This window comes from Sulfitobacter sp. CB2047 (assembly GCF_000735125.2).
GTDB lineage: Bacteria > Pseudomonadota > Alphaproteobacteria > Rhodobacterales > Rhodobacteraceae > Sulfitobacter > Sulfitobacter pontiacus.
On sequence record NZ_CP072613.1, the window covers coordinates 2,037,927 to 2,055,137 of the forward strand.

18 protein-coding genes and 1 riboswitch are annotated in these 17,211 nt (G+C 63.5%); of the genes, 15 read left to right on the forward strand and 3 right to left on the reverse strand.

All coding sequences use genetic code 11. The annotated features are described in order from the left end of the window. Window positions 1-51: 51 nt before the first annotated feature. Both IV89_RS10090 and bioB read left to right on the forward strand, forming a co-directional pair. A complete protein-coding gene (locus tag IV89_RS10090) occupies window positions 52-609 on the forward strand; it encodes a biotin transporter BioY (RefSeq protein WP_037944083.1) in 558 nt (185 codons plus the stop codon). Continuing rightward, the gene (bioB, locus tag IV89_RS10095) at window positions 606-1,589 is read left to right on the forward strand and encodes a biotin synthase BioB (protein WP_037944082.1); all 984 of its coding nucleotides are present in this window, start codon (window positions 606-608) and stop codon (window positions 1,587-1,589) included. Before IV89_RS10090 ends, bioB begins: the two co-directional genes overlap by 4 nt. A 76-nt stretch (window positions 1,590-1,665) precedes the next feature. On the opposite strand, the gene IV89_RS10100 is transcribed toward bioB, so the two are convergent. Next, window positions 1,666-2,469, reverse strand: coding sequence for a thioesterase family protein (locus tag IV89_RS10100; RefSeq protein ID WP_037944080.1), 804 nt, complete (start codon window positions 2,467-2,469; stop codon window positions 1,666-1,668). A gap of 196 nt (window positions 2,470-2,665) precedes the next feature. On the opposite strand from IV89_RS10100, the gene IV89_RS10105 reads away from it, so the two are divergent. Genes IV89_RS10105 through arsJ form a run of 3 tightly spaced genes read left to right on the forward strand, consistent with a single transcriptional unit; the run spans window position 2,666 to window position 5,763 of the window. Then, the gene (locus IV89_RS10105) at window positions 2,666-3,508 is read left to right on the forward strand and encodes a helix-turn-helix domain-containing protein (RefSeq protein ID WP_037944079.1); all 843 of its coding nucleotides are present in this window, start codon (window positions 2,666-2,668) and stop codon (window positions 3,506-3,508) included. 6 nt (window positions 3,509-3,514) lie between these two features. Beyond that, window positions 3,515-4,513 carry an ArsJ-associated glyceraldehyde-3-phosphate dehydrogenase gene (locus IV89_RS10110; protein WP_037944078.1) on the forward strand — a complete coding sequence of 333 codons (999 nt, stop codon included), beginning with the start codon at window positions 3,515-3,517 and terminating at the stop codon, window positions 4,511-4,513. Continuing rightward, window positions 4,510-5,763 carry an organoarsenical effux MFS transporter ArsJ gene (gene arsJ, locus IV89_RS10115; RefSeq protein ID WP_037944077.1) on the forward strand — a complete coding sequence of 418 codons (1,254 nt, stop codon included), beginning with the start codon at window positions 4,510-4,512 and terminating at the stop codon, window positions 5,761-5,763. Before IV89_RS10110 ends, arsJ begins: the two co-directional genes overlap by 4 nt. Before the next feature lie 36 nt (window positions 5,764-5,799). Here arsJ and IV89_RS10120 read toward each other — a convergent pair whose 3' ends face one another. Both IV89_RS10120 and IV89_RS10125 read right to left on the reverse strand, forming a co-directional pair. After that, window positions 5,800-7,737 carry a TRAP transporter fused permease subunit gene (locus tag IV89_RS10120; protein ID WP_037944076.1) on the reverse strand — a complete coding sequence of 646 codons (1,938 nt, stop codon included), beginning with the start codon at window positions 7,735-7,737 and terminating at the stop codon, window positions 5,800-5,802. A gap of 101 nt (window positions 7,738-7,838) precedes the next feature. Next, the gene (locus IV89_RS10125) at window positions 7,839-9,029 is read right to left on the reverse strand and encodes a TAXI family TRAP transporter solute-binding subunit (protein WP_037944075.1); all 1,191 of its coding nucleotides are present in this window, start codon (window positions 9,027-9,029) and stop codon (window positions 7,839-7,841) included. A 560-nt stretch (window positions 9,030-9,589) separates the two neighbouring features. Continuing rightward, window positions 9,590-9,690, forward strand: a riboswitch (TPP riboswitch). Between the two features lie 67 nt (window positions 9,691-9,757). Between IV89_RS10125 and thiD the strand changes: the two genes are divergently transcribed. The 10 genes from thiD to IV89_RS10175 are packed head-to-tail and all read left to right on the forward strand — an operon-like array spanning window position 9,758 to window position 17,203. Beyond that, a complete protein-coding gene (gene thiD / locus IV89_RS10130; protein WP_037944074.1) occupies window positions 9,758-10,564 on the forward strand; it encodes a bifunctional hydroxymethylpyrimidine kinase/phosphomethylpyrimidine kinase in 807 nt (268 codons plus the stop codon). Further along, window positions 10,561-11,556, forward strand: coding sequence for an FAD-dependent oxidoreductase (locus tag IV89_RS10135; RefSeq protein WP_037944073.1), 996 nt, complete (start codon window positions 10,561-10,563; stop codon window positions 11,554-11,556). Before thiD ends, IV89_RS10135 begins: the two co-directional genes overlap by 4 nt. Further along, entirely contained in the window at window positions 11,540-11,737 is a 198-nt protein-coding gene (thiS, locus tag IV89_RS10140) for a sulfur carrier protein ThiS (protein ID WP_005853074.1), read from the forward strand. Before IV89_RS10135 ends, thiS begins: the two co-directional genes overlap by 17 nt. A 1-nt stretch (window position 11,738) precedes the next feature. Next, window positions 11,739-12,512, forward strand: a complete 774-nt coding sequence (locus IV89_RS10145) for a thiazole synthase (protein WP_037944072.1) — start codon at window positions 11,739-11,741, stop codon at window positions 12,510-12,512. Further along, on the forward strand, window positions 12,509-13,105 hold the full coding sequence (locus IV89_RS10150) for a thiamine phosphate synthase (RefSeq protein WP_037944071.1): 597 nt from the start codon (window positions 12,509-12,511) through the stop codon (window positions 13,103-13,105). Before IV89_RS10145 ends, IV89_RS10150 begins: the two co-directional genes overlap by 4 nt. Then, entirely contained in the window at window positions 13,102-14,106 is a 1,005-nt protein-coding gene (locus IV89_RS10155) for a ThiF family adenylyltransferase (protein ID WP_235183776.1), read from the forward strand. The genes IV89_RS10150 and IV89_RS10155 overlap by 4 nt, the downstream gene beginning before the upstream one ends. Next, window positions 14,093-15,031: an ABC transporter substrate-binding protein gene (locus IV89_RS10160; RefSeq protein ID WP_005853063.1), complete on the forward strand. Its 939-nt coding sequence runs from the start codon at window positions 14,093-14,095 to the stop codon at window positions 15,029-15,031. Before IV89_RS10155 ends, IV89_RS10160 begins: the two co-directional genes overlap by 14 nt. Beyond that, complete coding sequence (gene tenA / locus IV89_RS10165) at window positions 15,028-15,711, forward strand: thiaminase II (RefSeq protein WP_037944069.1); 684 nt, start codon at window positions 15,028-15,030, stop codon at window positions 15,709-15,711. Before IV89_RS10160 ends, tenA begins: the two co-directional genes overlap by 4 nt. After that, window positions 15,708-16,433: an ABC transporter ATP-binding protein gene (locus tag IV89_RS10170; protein ID WP_037944067.1), complete on the forward strand. Its 726-nt coding sequence runs from the start codon at window positions 15,708-15,710 to the stop codon at window positions 16,431-16,433. Before tenA ends, IV89_RS10170 begins: the two co-directional genes overlap by 4 nt. After that, a complete protein-coding gene (locus IV89_RS10175; RefSeq protein ID WP_037944066.1) occupies window positions 16,430-17,203 on the forward strand; it encodes an ABC transporter permease in 774 nt (257 codons plus the stop codon). Before IV89_RS10170 ends, IV89_RS10175 begins: the two co-directional genes overlap by 4 nt. Window positions 17,204-17,211: the final 8 nt, after the last annotated feature.

The following is a 17,211-nucleotide window of genomic DNA, read 5'->3' on the forward strand; positions in this document are numbered from 1 at the left end:
CCTTCGTCCTACTGGGATAGACCTTGAAAGCTATCACTCGGAGGAAACCAGATGGCACTTGCGATTACATCCCTACCCCGTAACCCGTCCTTCGCGCAGGGCCTTGGCCTCGCGCTGGCCGGTGCCGCGCTGATCACGCTGGGGGCCAAGGTCCAGATCCCGTTCTGGCCAGTGCCCATGACGCTGCACACGCTATCGGTCTTTCTTGTCGCCCTCACCCTTGGCCCGCGTCTAGGGCTGGCGGCCATGGCGGCCTATCTTGGGGCCGGTGCAGCGGGGCTTCCGGTGTTCTCCGGCACGCCTGAACGCGGCATCGGGCTCAGCTATATGGTCGGGCCGACGGGCGGCTATCTGCTGGGTTACCTTGTGGCGGCGGGCCTGACCGGCTGGCTGGCAATGGGGCGCGGCTGGATCGGGCGCGTGCTGGCGATGCTGGCGGGTCTGACCGTGGTCTATGCCGGTGGTCTGGCGTGGCTGGCGCTGTTCGTGCCCGCGCCCAAGCTGCTGGCCGCAGGGCTGACTCCCTTCCTGCTGGGCGATGTGGTCAAGGTGCTGCTGGTGGCGACACTGCTGTCGGGCCTGACGCGGCTGAAAGGGCGTGATCAATGATCCGCACGGACTGGACCCTTGACGAAGCGGCAGCGATCCACGCGCTGCCCTTCCCCGACCTGATCCATCAGGCGCAAACGCTACACCGTGCGCATTTCGACCCCACGGCGATCGAAACCGCCAGCTTGCTGAGCATCAAGACCGGCGGCTGCCCCGAGGATTGCGGCTATTGTTCGCAATCGGCGCATTACGACACCGGCGTCAAAGCGACCAAACTAATGGGCGCGGAGGAGGTCATCGCCGCTGCCAAACGCGCCAAGGATGCGGGCGCGCAGCGGTTCTGCATGGGGGCTGCATGGCGCAGCCCCAAGGACCGCGACATGGACAAGCTGACCGACATGGTGCGCGGCGTGGCCGATCTGGGGCTCGAGACCTGCATGACGCTGGGGATGCTGTCGCCCGAGCAGGTGACCAAGCTCAAGGATGCCGGGCTCGATTTCTACAACCACAACATCGATACCTCGCCCGAGTATTACGCCGAGATCGCCTCGACCCGCACGATGGAAGACCGCCTTGAAACGGTGGAACATGTGCGCAAGGGCGGGATCAAGGTCTGCTGCGGCGGCATCCTTGGCATGGGCGAGGCAGAGGCGGACCGGATCAGCATGCTGGTCACCCTCGCCACGCTGCCCAGCCACCCAGACAGCGTGCCGGTGAACCTGTGGAACGCGGTGAAAGGCGTGCCGGTGCAGGGAAAATCCGAAAAGGTCGACCCTTTTGCGCTGGTCCGGCTGGTGGCCTTGGCGCGTATCCTGATGCCCGCTTCGGTCGTGCGTCTCTCCGCAGGCCGCACGGGGATGAGCGACGAGCTGCAATCACTGTGCTTTCTGGCGGGTGCGAATTCGATCTTTGTGGGCAACCAGTTGCTGACTACCGAAAACCCCGCCACGTGGAAGGACAACGACCTTTTGCAACGGCTCGGCATGCATGTGGCACCGGCCAAGCCCGCGTCCAGATCGGCCACGATCGCAGCGCAGTAGATCCGCCCCTTACACGTGCAAAAGCCCGGCCTGATATCCTCGGGCCGGGCTTATCCTATCGGGCGACAGCGTGGCGTCAGGCGAAGATGATCACCGACTGCATGCCGTCTGCGACCATATCCCCATCGGTATTCCAGACCCGCATGACCTGAGAGCTATAGCCGCCGTTGCCGGCGGTCAGCTGCGTCTCCATCATATACCAGCCGTCGCGGGTATTGGCGTGATCGGACAGCAGGTTGATGATCCAGTTCATCGACGAATTCGGCCCCGGCCGCGTCATCATCGGGAAAGCGGCGGGGGGCAGCACGTCGCCAATCGCGATCAGCCCCTCAAGCGTGCCCCACATCGCCGGATCACGGTGCCGCGCCCAGATCCGGACATAGCCGCGATCCGCACCGGAGAACGGCAGGCTGCCCTCGATCAGTTTGACCTCGAAGTTGACAAAGAACCGCACCGGCGGGCGTTTCAGCGCGGGCGGGAAGTAAGAGGGCGTGTCGTCCGGCCCTTGGGGGGCGGCGGGCGCGGTATGGCCTACACTCAACTGGCTTTCCTGCGCATGCCCGAAAGAAAACGTGCCCGTTGCCGCGACCTTGCCGTCGATTTCAGCGCGGGTGGCGATGGTGGTGATGTTGCGCCCTTCGCGAAGCACTTCGGCATGGATCGTGGGCGGCTGCGACACGGGTGCGGTAAAGTTAATCAGCGCAGACCGCAGCGCGGGCAGATCGGGGCGGTCGCGACGGGCCGCATTGACCAGCAAGGCACCGGTAAATCCGCCAAAGGCCGTACGCCCCTGCGCCCAGTTCTCTGGCACCTGATAGCGCGGCGCGGTGCCGTCCTGCTCTGCTGTGGCCAATACCTCGGCCAGGGTCACATCTGTCATGTCGGGTCCTTTATACGTCTGTCACCGCGCGCGGGCGCGCTGTTTCCCAATCGATGCCCGCAAAGCCAAGGGCGCGCAAGACACCCTGCCCCTGAAACGCCACGTCACCCAACACGCACCCGCGTGGCAAAAAAACCTTTGGCGGGATCGAAGAGAGGTGTTGACGCCTAATCTATATTTCACATATTCATGAAATATGGAATCACTACTCACAGATCGACTCGCCACCCTGAGCCACCCGCAGCGGCTGGCCGTGTTTCGCCTGCTGATGCGGCGCTATCCCGATGCCTTGCCTGCGGGGGAAATCGCGCAGGTGTTGGCGCTGAAATCCAGCACGGCGTCGGTATATCTGTCGGCGCTGACGCAAGTCGGGCTGATCTCGCAGCGGCGCGACGGGACGCGGCTCTTGTATACCATCAACCTTGATGCGGCGGGCGAGGTCGTATCGGGGTTGTTCGTGGATTGTTGTCGGGGGCGCGCTGATCTCTGCCCGCCCCCGTTCTCTGACCTCATTAACAGGACGCAGATGATGACCCAGACAAAATTCAACATGCTTTTCGTATGTACCGGCAACTCCGCCCGTTCCATCTTTGCAGAGACGATCCTGCGTGACATGGCGGGCGACCGGTTCACCGCCTATTCTGCGGGCACCCTGCCCCGGTCCGAGCTTAACCCCCTTGCGGTCGAGATGCTGCAAGCCAAGGGCCACAGCATCGACGCGCTGCGGTCCAAACATATCTCTGAATTCCAGACCGCCGATGCGCCGCAGATGGATTTCGTCTTTACCGTCTGTGACCATGCCGCAAACGAGGAATGTCCCACCTGGCCCGGCCAGCCCGTGTCGGGGCATTGGGGCATGCCCGATCCCGTCAAAGCCGAAGGGACAGAAGCGGAACGCCGGCTGGCCTTCCAACAGACATATGGCGCGCTGCACAACCGGCTTCTGGCCTTTACCGCCCTGCCTTTCGAAGCGCTGGACCGCGCTGCCTTGCAAAAACGGGTCGATGCCATCGGGGCCGACCCAGTGACCACAGGATAAACCACCATGACAACCTATGCGTTGAACGGCCTTGGCCGCATCGGAAAACTCGCCCTGCGGCCCTTGTTGGAACAAGGGGCCAAGATCGCCTTTATCAACGACGCCGTTGGCGACCCCGAGATGCACGCCCATCTGCTGGAGTTTGATTCCGTCCATGGGCGCTGGCCTGCGACCTTCAGCGCAGAGGATAACGCGATCACCATCGATGGCACGCGTATCCCCGTGACCAGCACCAAATCGATCACAGACCTCCCGCTGGACGGTGTGGATGTGGTGATCGACTGCACCGGTGCGTTCAAGACCGAAGCCAAGCTTGCCCCCTATTTCGAGGCGGGCGTGAAAAAGGTTGTTGTCTCTGCCCCCGTCAAGGACGGGCCGACGGCGAATATCGTCTATGGCGTGAACGACGACACCTATGATCCAGCCACGCACAGCATCGTCACCGCGGCGAGCTGCACCACCAACTGCCTCGCCCCCGTCGTCAAAGTGCTGCTGGAAGGGATCGGGATCAAACACGGGTCGATCACCACGATCCATGACGTGACCAACACGCAAACCATCGTGGACCGCCCCGCCAAGGACATGCGCCGCGCCCGATCGGCGCTGACCAACCTGATCCCCACCACCACAGGGTCGGCCACGGCGATCACGCTGATCTATCCGGAGCTGACCGGCAAGCTGAACGGCCACGCCGTGCGGGTGCCCCTGCTGAATGCGTCGATCACCGATTGCGTGTTCGAGGTGGAGCGTGAGACGAGTGTGGAAGAGGTCAACGCCCTGTTCAAAACCGCCGCCGAGGGGCCGCTAAAGGGCATTCTGGGCTTTGAGGAACGCCCGCTTGTGTCGTCGGATTACACCAATGACACCCGCAGCGGGATCGTGGATGCGCCGTCGACGATGGTGGTGAATGGTACGCAGGTCAAAATCTATGCATGGTATGACAATGAAATGGGCTATGCGCACCGTCTGGTGGACGTGGCGCTGATGGTGGGCGGCAAGCTGTGACACGCCCTGCCGGTTTTACCGCCTATATCACTGTCACCGCCGCCTATTGGGCCTTTATGCTGACCGATGGCGCGCTGCGGATGCTGGTGCTGCTGCATTTTCACACGCTCGGGTTCTCTCCGGTACAACTGGCCTATCTGTTTGTGCTCTACGAGATCGCGGGCGTGGTCACCAACCTGTCGGCGGGCTGGATCGCAGCGCGCTTCGGGTTGACCTCGACGCTTTATGCGGGGCTGTCGTTGCAAGTGGTCGCGCTGCTGGCACTGACACAGCTTGATCCGGCATGGAGCGTCGCCGCCTCGGTCGTCTTTGTCATGCTGGTGCAGGGGCTGTCGGGCGTGGCCAAGGATCTTGCCAAGATGAGCTCTAAATCCGCGGTCAAGCTGCTGGCCCCCACCACAGGGGGCGGCTTGTTCCGCTGGGTCGCACTGCTCACCGGATCGAAGAACGCGGTCAAGGGCGCTGGCTTTCTGCTGGGTGCGGGGATGCTGGCGCTGCTGGGGTTTGTGCCGTCGACGCTGGTGATGGCGGCGATCCTGTTTGTGATCCTGATCGGCGTCATCATCGGTATGCCCGCGGGCCTGCCCGTGGGGCGCAAGGACGCCAAGTTCACCGAAGTCCTGTCCAAGAACCGCAATATCAACTGGCTCAGCGCCGCGCGGCTGTTCCTCTTCGGGGCGCGTGATGTGTGGTTTGTCGTGGGCATTCCGGTCTATTTCTATGCCGTGCTCTCCGATGGCAGCGTCGAAAGCAAGCGGGAGGCTTTCTTTATGATCGGCAGCTTTATGGCGGTGTGGACGATCCTTTATGGGGCCGTGCAAGGCTGGGCCCCCAAGATACTGCGGGCCACAGGCCGGGCGGAAGGCGACACGCTCGCGCAGGCCCGCCACTGGAACCTTGCGCTGGTCGTCGTGCCCGCCCTGCTGGCCGCGCTGGTCTGGATCACGCCTGCGCCATCCCCCGCGCTGACGGTCACGATTGTTCTCGGTTTGCTGGTATTCGGGGCAATTTTCGCGGTGAATTCGGCGCTTCATTCCTATCTGATCCTCAGCTTCACGGATGCAAAGCGGGTCACGATGGATGTGGGGTTCTACTATATGTCCAACGCGGCCGGTCGGTTGGTAGGCACGCTTTTGTCAGGCTTCACCTATCAACTGGGGGGGCTGGCGCTGTGTCTTGGCACCGCGGCGCTGATGCTGGCGCTGAGCGCCTTGGGGACGGCACAGCTGCGCCCCTCGCAAACGTCATGAACTGCGGCGCGCGGGGCTGTCCCCGCGCGCCCAATCTTAAGGGACCGCAACCACGCCGTTGCGGTTGTCCCGCCAGATCACCGCGACAAGCACCGCCGAGGCGACCCCCGCGATCAGCGTCGTCGTCAGCCCCGGAAAGCTGAAGGCAAAGCCCGCGATCCCCAGTGGCAGACGCAACCAGGGCCGCACCATACCGACGCCCAGCAGATAGCCCTCAAGCCCGCCGGACAGCAGCGTGATGCCGATGATGATCGACGGCAGCACATAGATCAGCGGCGTCAGATCGCCCTGCAGCACCAGCGCAGGCTGGAACAGGAAGAAGAGCGGCACAAAGTAGATCACCACCCCCAGCCGCATCGCGGTGAAGGAGGTCAGCATCGGCTTGGCCCCCGCAATCGTCGCCGCCAGAAACGCCGCAGCCCCCACCGGAGGCGTGATCACCGACAGCATCGCGTAGTAGACGATGAAAAAGTGCACCGCGACCGTGTTCAACCCGCCGATTTCGATGATCGCGGGTGCCAGCGTCACCGCAAGGAAGATGTAGGCCACAATCGCAAGCCCCGCCATGCCCATGATAAAGCAGGCCAAAACCCCAAGCGCGATCACGAGATAGACGTTATCCCCGCCCAAAGCGACCAGCCCCGAGGTCATCGACCCTGTCACACCGGTGATGGTCAAGGCGCTGACCACAAAGGCGATCGGCAGGATGATCGCTGCGGTCTGTGTGACCAGCGTGCCCACTTGGCGCAGCGTTTCAAAGATGCGCGCAGGTGTCATCATGGTCTCGCGTTGCAGGAAGCTCAGCGCGATCATCAGCGCACTGGCGTACCACGGGGCGTAATACTCCCACCGCATATACAGCAGGCCCCAGACCAGAAAGATCATGACCAGCAAGAAAGGCCAGCCGCGCTTCATCACCTCGCGGGCCGAGGGCAGGTTATCGGGTTTCATCCCCACCAGCCCCTTGCGCGCGGCATAGGCGTCGACTTGCAGGATCAGGCCAAAGTAGAACAACGCCGACGGCAGGATCGCGGCCACCATCACGGTCGCGTAATCCACACCGATGGTGATCGCCATGACAAAGGCAATCGCCCCCATCACCGGCGGCATCACCACCCCGCCGGTCGAGGCACAGGCCTCGATCGCGCCAGCGTAATGGGGCGGGTAGCCGACCTTTTTCATGGTCGGAATGGTAATCGACCCGGTGCCCGCGATGTTCGAAAAAATCGACCCCGACAGCGACCCGAAAAAGGCGCTGGCCACGATCGATACTTTCGCTGGACCGCCGCGGTACTTGCCAAAGCCCGCATTGGCCAGATCGATAAAGAACTGCCCCGCCCCCGTAGCGATCAGCACACCCGCAAAGACCAGAAAGCCCAGCACGATCTCGGCCACGATCTTGGTGGTGATGCCCATCAACCCTTCGGTGCGGAAGACATGCGCCTCGATCATGCGTTCAAACGTATAGGGGATGCCCATCAGCAAACCCGGGAAGTAATCGGCCACCAGCGGGTAAAGCCCCAGCACCAGCACCACGAGCAAGAAGGGGATGCCGCCCGACCGGCGCGCGACTTCAAGCATCAGCAGCCAAAGCACGACGCCCGCGTAAAAATTGGTCCAGCCCGCCTGCACGATCTCCCATGCATACATGGAGAACCACATGCAGATGCCAAAGCCCACGGCGGCCGCCACGATGTCATAGATCGGTAGATGAGTGTGCGATTTCACCGCTGGCAGCGCGATGAACGCCGCCGCAAGGAAGGTGCCGATGAAGACCCAGTAGTACTGCCCCTCGATCAGGCGCCGCCCGCCGATGGGAACGCCGAATACATAGGCGAGCCCCATCCCGAGGCCAAAGGTACACAGCAGCACAAAAGCGATGCTGGTGAACGAGAATAATCCCCCCAGTCGCGTCGTCTCGGACGAGGGTTCGACAGCCGTTTCAGCCGCCGGAGGGTGTTGTGTTGCTGACATGGATGATCCTGAAAATAAGGGCGCTGTGGCAGTGTCTTAGGAGGACGGAGCACGCTGTGCTCCGCCCTGTCTTATGCCGTCGATGACGGTCCGGCGCGGCGTTACAGACGCGAGCGGAACGGCTCCAGCCCGTCGGTGTGCTTGGCCAGAATGTCGAGATACTCCTGGTTCTCGAAATTCATCTCTACGCCCTGCTCCATCGCCTCTTTCATGCCGGCGTTGCGTGCCGCGATCCACGCGTCCATCTTCTCGATGGCCTCGTTGTTCCAGGCATCGTCTTCTTCGGTCCACGCCCCGATTTCACGCAGGTATTTCACCGTGCCTTCGTGAACCGGAATCGGGTTGGCATCCAGGAAGTTGCGGAAATGCTCCAGCGACATGCGGGTCGCCAGCGCGTGCGATCCTTTGTAGTTGTCGTGGGATTCATTCATCCACTTCGCCATGTTATAGACGAAATCCTCTTCCGCGGTGACCGGCACGGCATAGACGAAGTTCGACGTCATGGACTCGACACCCTTGGCGGTGCTCACCCCCATAGAGATGGTCGAGGGGATCGTCATGGGGCGGTAGCTGAGGTAGCCGTCCCAGCCTTCTTTGTTGGCGGGATCCATCGGCAGCCAGCGGATGCTGCCCGGTGCGCCTTCCATTTCGGACAGGACGGAAGAGATCGGCGAGCAATAGGCCACATCGGACTTCCCCTCGACAACCGAACGACAGTTTTCACCATAGCTGGAGGCCGGGACGAATTCGATCTTTTCCTGTGCTTCTTCGGGCGTCATGCCGATAAAGGCAGGCAGGGCCTGGGTGATCGCAGAGACAATCGCGGGCGAGAACACGCCCGAGGTAACGCGCACGCCGCCTTTCCCAATATCTTCAAGGCTTTGCAGCTCGGAATCGCCAGCCACAACAAAGCCCCAAGGCGTGTCGTTATGGTGCCACAAGATCCGCTGCGGCATGGGTTTCGCCGAGGCGTAGCCGCCGACCCCTTCCGCTTGCAGCGCCATTTCCGACGCGGAAACCGACGCGATCGCGATATCTTCGCGGTCGGTCAGACGTTTGTAGCGCATGGGCTCGCTGTCTTCGGGAACGATCCGCACGGTGGTGCCGGTTTCCTTTTGCAACGCAGGCCCCCAACCGTTGGTCGAGGCAAAGCTGCCTGTCGACGTGCCCGGCGTGGCAATCACGAGCATGCGCGGCCACTCATACTCCTGCGCCATCGCGACGCCCGAAAGCGCCATGGATACCGCAAAGGACCCGACGGCGGCCTTGGCAAAACGTGTCATATTCTTCATGTGGTCTCTCTCCCTGTTGTACATCTTTGGATTGTTCGGGATCGCAGGATCACAGGCACCGCAAAAGCTGCGGATGCCCATGCGCAGGACGCAGATGTGATCTTTGCAGATGTCACGCAAAACCTCCCAATGCTTGTCGCGACGCGTCCGGTACGACCCGCAAAACGGGCCAGAAAACGCATCCTCCCGAGTGTCGGCCCCCTCCTCCCGAGGGTATCCGACTCAATCTGTCAATCAGCCTAGGGGCAAGATATTTCGATGCCAATACCGCAGAACAGAACTTGATACCGCAGCCGCGTGGGGTCTTTGCGCGATCACCCCTAGTTTGCTGATGCCAAAGGGTTAACGCCGCAGAATATGGGAAATGTGACGTTACGTTGCTTTGGGTTACGAGGCGTTGTTTCGGCTGACAAGCGTCAGGAGGGCTGTCCAAACCGCGCCCGATTTGCCCAAAATATCGCCACCTTTGGTTGAATATTTTGCGGCTTGCACCGTTTGCCGAACTTGGCTACGCCTAAGGTAACGACGCTGCACGCCCCCACAGGGGCCGCAGTTCCAACATCTATCCGTCGGGGTGCCCTAGGGGGCTGAGAGGTGCGTGCACCGACCCGTCGAACCTGATCCGGGCAATACCGGCGTAGGGAACGGGTATCTTTGTGCAACGGCCCTGGGTCCACGCCACAAAGCTCATTCTTGCGTCTGCTTGCCCACCACCGAAAGGCGAGCATGTGACCAAGACGACCCCCATTTCCCTGACCATCGCCGGATCCGACAGCGGCGGTGGTGCCGGCATTCAGGCCGATATCAAGGCGATGTCGGCCAATAATGTCTATGCCGCCAGCGTGATCACCGCCGTGACCGCGCAGAACACGCGCAGCGTCAGCGCCGTGCACGAGATCCCCGCGCCCATCGTCGCGGCCCAGATCGATGCGGTGCTGTCCGATCTTTCGGTGCAATCGATCAAACTGGGCATGTTGTTTTCTCCGCAGATTATTCAGGCGGTGGCCGCTGCGCTCTGCGCGTTTCGGGGGGCCGTCGTGGTCGATCCGGTGATGATCGCAAAATCCGGCGATGCGCTGTTGCAAGAAGACGCCGTCGCAGCGTTGGTCGCGGATATCCTGCCGCGCGCCGATCTGCTGACCCCCAACCTGCCCGAAGCCGCCCGCCTGTTGAACCAGCCCGAGGCTGACAGCGCCGACCAAATGGTCACGCAAGCCCGTGCCCTGCTCAAGATGGGGCCGAAGGCAGTGCTGATGAAGGGCGGCCATAGCGCGGGCAATATCTGTAGCGACGCGCTGGTCACCGCAGAGCGTGTCACATGGCTCAGCGCGCCGCGCATCGACACGCGCAATACCCACGGGACGGGATGCACCTACGCCGCGGCCATCGCCGCCGGGCTGGCCCACGGCAAACCCCTTGGCGCGGCGGTACAGGCCGCCCATGACTATCTGCACCGCGCCATCATCGCGGCGGATCAACTCGATATCGGCACGGGCCACGGGCCGGTGCATCACTTCCACGCGGTCTGGTCATGACGCAGGTCACCATCATCGGCGCGGGCGTCGCGGGGCTGTGTACCGCGCGTGTCTTGCTGGATCGCGGGATGCGCGTGCATCTGATCGACCGCGCCCGCCAGCCCGGCCCGCAAGGGTGTTCTTGGTGGGCTGGCGGTATGCTCGCTCCGTTTTGCGAAGGCGAAAGCGCCGAGGAACCCGTGATCCGGCTGGGGCAAAGGGCGGCGGATTGGTGGGGGCAGCACACCACATCGCTGCGCCGACGCGGGTCGCTTGTAATCTCTCCGGCGCGGGACAGCAGCGATCTGACCCGCTTTGCCCGCCGCACGACAAGCCACCAAACCCTGACCGGCGCAGAGATCGCGGCGCTTGAACCCGACTTGGGCGACCGCTTTGCCAAAGGGCTATATTTCCAGACCGAGGCCCACCTGTCGCCCCGCATTGCGCTGGCAGAGCTGTGGCGCGGGCTGGTGGCCGATGGGGCCAGTTTCGAACAGGGCGAGGCCGATCCCGAAGCGCTGGCGCAAGACGGCACCGTCATTGATTGCCGCGGCTATCACGCACGCGCCGATCTGCCTGATTTGCGCGGCGTGAAGGGGGAAATGGCGCTGCTGTCCTGCCCCGATATCGCGATCACCCGCCCCATCCGCGTGCTGCACCCACGTGTGCCGATCTACCTCGTGCCGCGCGGTGACGGGATTTACATGCTCGGGGCCACAATGGTCGAAGGCCGCGCCAGTGCCCATGCCAGCGTGCGGTCCGTGCTTGAACTGCTGAGCGCGGCCTACGCACTGTCCCCCGCCTTTGGCGAGGCCGAGATCCTAGAGATCGGCGTCGACAGCCGCCCCGCCTTCCCCGACAACCTGCCGCGCATCGAACGGCAGGGCAATCTGATCCGCGCCAACGGTCTGTATCGCCACGGTTTCCTGCTCGCCCCTGCGCTGGCGACCATGGTGGCGGACCTGATCCTTGAAGCCAAAACACCGGAGATTTTCCATGAAACTACAGCTTAACGGTGCCCCGCTCGACAGCGACGCGCCCACGCTTGCCGCCCTGCTAGAGGCCGAAGGATTTGGCGGCGCGAAAGTCGCTACCGCCGTCAATGGCAGCTTTATCCCCGCCAGCCTGCGGGCCAGCCACCCCCTGTCCTCCGGCGACAGCATCGAAGTGCTCGCCCCCATGCAGGGAGGCTAAGATGCGCCCCTTTTACGGAGAAACCCTTGCCAATGGTCTGATGCTTGGCACCGCGCAATACCCCTCGCCCAAGGTACTATCAGACGCCTTTGCGCGCAGCGGGGCAGCGGTGGCGACCGTATCGCTGCGGCGGGAAAGCGGACGGGATCGCGCCGGTCAGGACTTTTGGGAACTGATCCGCGCGCTTGACGTCCATGTGCTGCCCAACACCGCCGGATGTCACAGCGTCAAAGAGGCCGTCACCACCGCCCATATGGCCCGCGAGGTGTTCGGCACACGCTGGATCAAGCTCGAGGTCATCGGCGAGGAGGACACGTTGCAGCCCGATGTCTTCGGTCTGGTCGAGGCCGCCCGCATCCTGAGCGAGGATGGGTTTCAGGTCTTTCCCTACACCACCGAAGACCTTGTGGTCGCGGATAGATTGCTGCGGGCGGGCTGCGAGGTGCTGATGCCCTGGGGCGCGCCCATCGGGTCGGGGATGGGGCTGAACAACCTTTTCGGGCTGCGCGCCATGCGGGCGCATTTTCCCGACGTGCCGCTGGTGATCGACGCGGGCATCGGCCTGCCCTCGCACGCCGCACAGGCGATGGAGCTGGGGTTTGACGCGGTGCTGCTGAACACCGCTGTCGCCAAAGCCGGTGACCCCGCCGCCATGGCCGAGGCCTTTGCCACCGCGATCCGCGCCGGACAGCTTGCCGCCGAGGCGGACCCGATGCCGCCCCGCGATATGGCCGCGCCCTCTACCCCCCTGATCGGAAAGGCGTTTCTGGAATGACCCTTGACCGTTTCTACCCGATCTTCGACAGCGCCGCCTGGCTGGAGCGGCTGGTGCCCCTTGGCATCAAACTGGTGCAACTGCGGATCAAGGACACGCCCGCCCCTGCCCTGCGGCGCGACATCCGGCAGGCCAAGGCGATCTGCGCCAAGCACGACTGTACCCTCGTCATCAACGATCACTGGCGTATCGCGCTCGACGAAGGGTGTGATTTTATCCATCTGGGACAAGAGGATCTGGACAGCGCCGACCTCACCGCCATCCGCAATGCGGGCGCACGTCTGGGCATCAGCACCCACGACAAGGCCGAACTGACCCGCGCCCTGGACCTGCGCCCCGATTATATCGCCCTCGGCCCGATCTACCCGACGATCCTGAAGCAGATGAAGTGGCACGCGCAGGGGCTGGACCGTCTGCGCGACTGGCGTGAACGGGTGGGCCAGACCCCGCTTGTGGCCATCGGTGGCATGTCCGTCGACCGCGCGGCGGGTGCTTTTGATGCCGGTGCCGATTGCGTCGCGGCGGTGACCGACATCACCCTGAACCCCTCGCCCGAGGATCGCATCACCGCATGGCTGGGGGCAACCCGATGACCCGCTATGCCCGCCAGATGATCCTGCCGCAGGTCGGCCCATCGGGCCAAGAGGCGCTGGCGGCGGCGCGTGTGGTGGTGGTCGGCGCGGGCGGGCTGGCGGCACCGGTACTGCCCCTGCTGGCAGGGGCCGGTGTGGGGCATATCACGCTGGTGGACGGTGATGACGTGGCCCTGTCAAACCTGCACCGCCAGACGCTCTTTACCGAGGCCGATATCGGCACGCCCAAGGTCACCGCCGCCGCCCGCGCCCTAACCGCGCGCAACAGCGCGTGCACCGTGGTGGCCCACCCCGTGACCCTTGGGCCGGAAACCGTGGCAAAGCTGTGCCATGATGCGACGCTCGTGCTGGATTGCGCCGACAGCTTCGCAGCAAGCTATGTGCTATCGGATCATTGCCTGAACGCGGATCTGCCCTTGATCAGCGCCTCGGCCCTTGGGTTTGGCGGCTATGTCGGCGGGTTCTGCGGCGGCGCGCCGTCGCTGCGGGCGGTCTTCCCCGATCTGCCGGACCGCGCGGCGAGCTGCGACACGGCGGGGGTGATGGGGCCGGTTGTCGCCACGATCGGTGCCACACAAGCACAGATGGCGCTGGCCTGCCTCCTTGGACTGTCGCCGTCCCCTCTGGGGCAATTGATCAGCTTTGATCTTGCCTCCTATCGTTCTGGCGGCTTCCGCTTTGATACCGCGCCGGAGCCTGACCACGGTTTCGGATTCGTCGCGCCTTCGCAGATCCGCGCAAGCGATTGGGTCGTCGATCTGCGCGGCCCGGATGAGGCCCCCACATCCGCGACACCCACAGCGCAGCGCATCACCCTGCCCGATTTCCTCCGCAACGCTCCCCGCCCGACACATCAACCCCGTGCGGTGATCGCCTGCCGTTCGGGACTGCGCGCGTGGCAGGCGGCGACCCATCTGGCCAGCTACTGGCACGGCCCCATTACCCTGCTCGCCATGGGCGAGCCTTCCCCGTTGAAAGGACAAACCGATGAAACTTCGTAACATTCTGGCCGCGCTGGCGCTGACCTCTGGCCCGGCGCTGGCGCAGGACGAGATGGTCTTGCTGCTGGACTGGTTCGTGAACCCCGACCACGGGCCGATCATCGTGGCGCAGGAAAAAGGATACTTCGCCGAACAGGACCTGAGCGTAGAGGTCATCGCCCCCGCCGATCCTTCTGACCCGCCCAAGCTGGTCGCCGCAGGCAAGGCGGATCTTGCGATTTCCTATCAGCCGCAGTTGCACCTGCAAATCCACGAAGGTCTGCCCCTGCAACGGGTCGGCACGCTGGTGGCCACGCCGCTGAACTGCCTGCTGGCGCTGACCGATGGTCCCATCGCCTCTCCTGCGGATCTGGCGGGCAAAAAGGTCGGATTCTCGGTAGGCGGTGTCGAAGAGGCCGTGCTTGGCGCGATCCTGACCCATCACGGGCTGTCGCTGGATGATGTGGAGCTGGTAAACGTCAACTGGTCGCTGTCACCGTCGTTGATGTCCGGTCAGGTGGATGCGGTCATCGGAGCCTTCCGCAATTTCGAGCTGAACCAGATGGATATCGAAGGCGTCGATGGCACCTGTTTCTACGTCGAGGAAGAGGGTCTGCCACCCTATGACGAGCTGATCTACGTCGCCAACCGCGACACGATGGACAAGGACATGATCGCGCGGTTTCTGGCCGCGACCGAGAAAGCGACGCAATATATCGTCAACCACCCCGAGGAAAGCTGGGAGGTGTTCGCCGCCACCTCTGCCGATCTGCAGGACGAGCTGAACGCCCGCGCGTGGAAAGACACGCTGCCCCGTTTCGCCCTGCGCCCCACGGCGATGGATGCTGGACGCTACGCCACATTCGAGACGTTCTTGCATGACGCGGGTCTGATCCCCGACATCTCGCCCGTGTCGACCATCGCCATCGATGTGACCGCCCGATGACCGCGCCGGACTATGGCCGCAGCTTCGCGATTTGGCGCGCTGCTGCGGCGGAGGAGTGGCAAGACTATACCCACCATGCCTTTGTCGAAGGGCTGCGCGATGGCAGCCTGCCGCGCCGTTGCTTTGTGAACTATTTGATCCAAGACTATGTTTTCCTTGTGCATTTCTCTCGCGCTTGGTCCATGGCGGTGGTCAAATCGGAAACGATGGAAGAGATGAAGACCTGCGCCGCCACGGTAGATGCGCTGGTCAATCACGAGATGGCGCTGCATATCCGCACCTGTGCTGCGGCGGGTATCGACGAAGCGGCGCTTTTCACCGCGACGGAAGCCCCCGCCAACCTCGCCTATACGCGCTATGTGCTGGATGCCGGGATGCAGGGGGATTTCCTTGATCTGATGACGGCGCTCTTGCCATGCGTCATGGGATATGGGGAGATCGGGCAGCGCCTGGCCCAGACCTGCAGCGCCGACACGCCCTATGCCGAGTGGATCGAGACCTACGCCGACCCCGACTATCAGGCGCTGTGCCAGACGGTGGGCGCGATGGTCGACGCGGCGGTTGCGCGGCGGATCGGAGATTTTGAAACCGCCCCCCGTCGCGCGGCACTGCAAAACCGCTTTTCCACGGCCACACGGCTAGAGGTCGGCTTTTGGCAGATGGGGCTGGACCTGCCATGACCCCACCGCCCGCGCTGCGTCTGACGGGACAACACCGGATTGACGCGCGCCCCCTGTTTGACGTGGATATGACCCTCGCCGCGGGGGCGTGGACCTGCTTGCTCGGCCCGTCGGGGGTGGGCAAATCCACGGTGTTGCGGCTGCTGCTGGGGCTTGAGACGGGCGGCGCGTTTGACGGCACGATCACCGCCTCTGACGGGCAACCACTGGCGGGGCGGATCAGCTATATGGCGCAATCCGACTTGCTGTTACCGTGGCTTACGGTGATCGAAAACATCATGATCGGCGACCGGCTGCGTGGGACCACGCCTGACAGGGACCGTGCCTCCGCCATGCTTGAACGGGTCGGCCTGCAGGATCATGCCCATAAGAAACCCGCCGCCTTGTCGGGCGGCATGCGGCAGCGGGCAGCGCTGGCGCGGACCTTGCTGGAGGATCGCACGGTGGTCTTTCTGGACGAGCCATTCTCGGCGCTGGATGCGGGCACCCGCGCCGCGATGCAAGAGCTCGCGGCAGAGCTGTTGCACGGGCGGACCGTGCTGCTGGTCACCCATGATCCGGCAGAGGCGGCGCGGCTGGCCGACCACATCCTGATCCTCTCTGCCACGGGCGTACAAAGCTGGCCTGTCCCCGCGCTTCCCGCGCCGCGTTTCGTCACCGCGCCCGAGGTTTGGGCCTGCCAAAGCGCGCTGCTGTCCCATCTGCGGGGGGTGCCTGCATGAGACGATACGACATACCACTTGCGATCCTGCTGGGGCTTGGCCTTTGGCAGGCCGCGGTGCTGCTGACCGACGCGCCGCACTATATCCTGCCCTCGCCGTGGCGCGTGGCGCAGGCGGCATATCGCGCCCGTGAGACGCTGATCGAGAACGCATGGGTCACCACTGTCGAGGTGCTGCTGGGGCTGCTGATCGGCACCGCCTTGGGGGCTGTTACCGCGATCCATCTGGCGCTGTCCAAAACGGCAGAGCGTTTGCTGCTGCCGCTGCTGGTCTTTACCCAAGCCGTGCCGGTTTTTGCGCTGGCCCCGTTGCTAACGCTGTGGTTCGGCTATGGCATGGGGTCCAAGATCGTGATGGCGGTGTTGATCATCTATTTCCCGGTGACATCTGCCTTTCACGACGGGCTGAACCGCGTGCCTGATGGCTACCGCGATCTGGCGCAATCGATGGGCGCGCGACCGTTGCGGTTCATGCGCTACGTGCAAATCCCCCACGCGCTGCCAAGCCTTGCGACGGGGCTGCGGCTGGCGGCGGTCTATGCGCCGATCGGCGCAGTGATTGGCGAATGGGTCGGCGCGTCAAAGGGGCTGGGCTATCTGATGCTGCTGGCCAATGGTCGCGCCAAGATCGACCTGATGTTCGCCGCGTTGATCATGCTCGCCTGTTTGACGGTGCTGCTGCATCTCTCTGTCGGGCTGCTGGCGCAACGTCTGACCCGCTATGCCGAAGGGCGCAGCGAAAGCGGGATCACGCGCAGCACCCGCGCGTGATCCTTTCG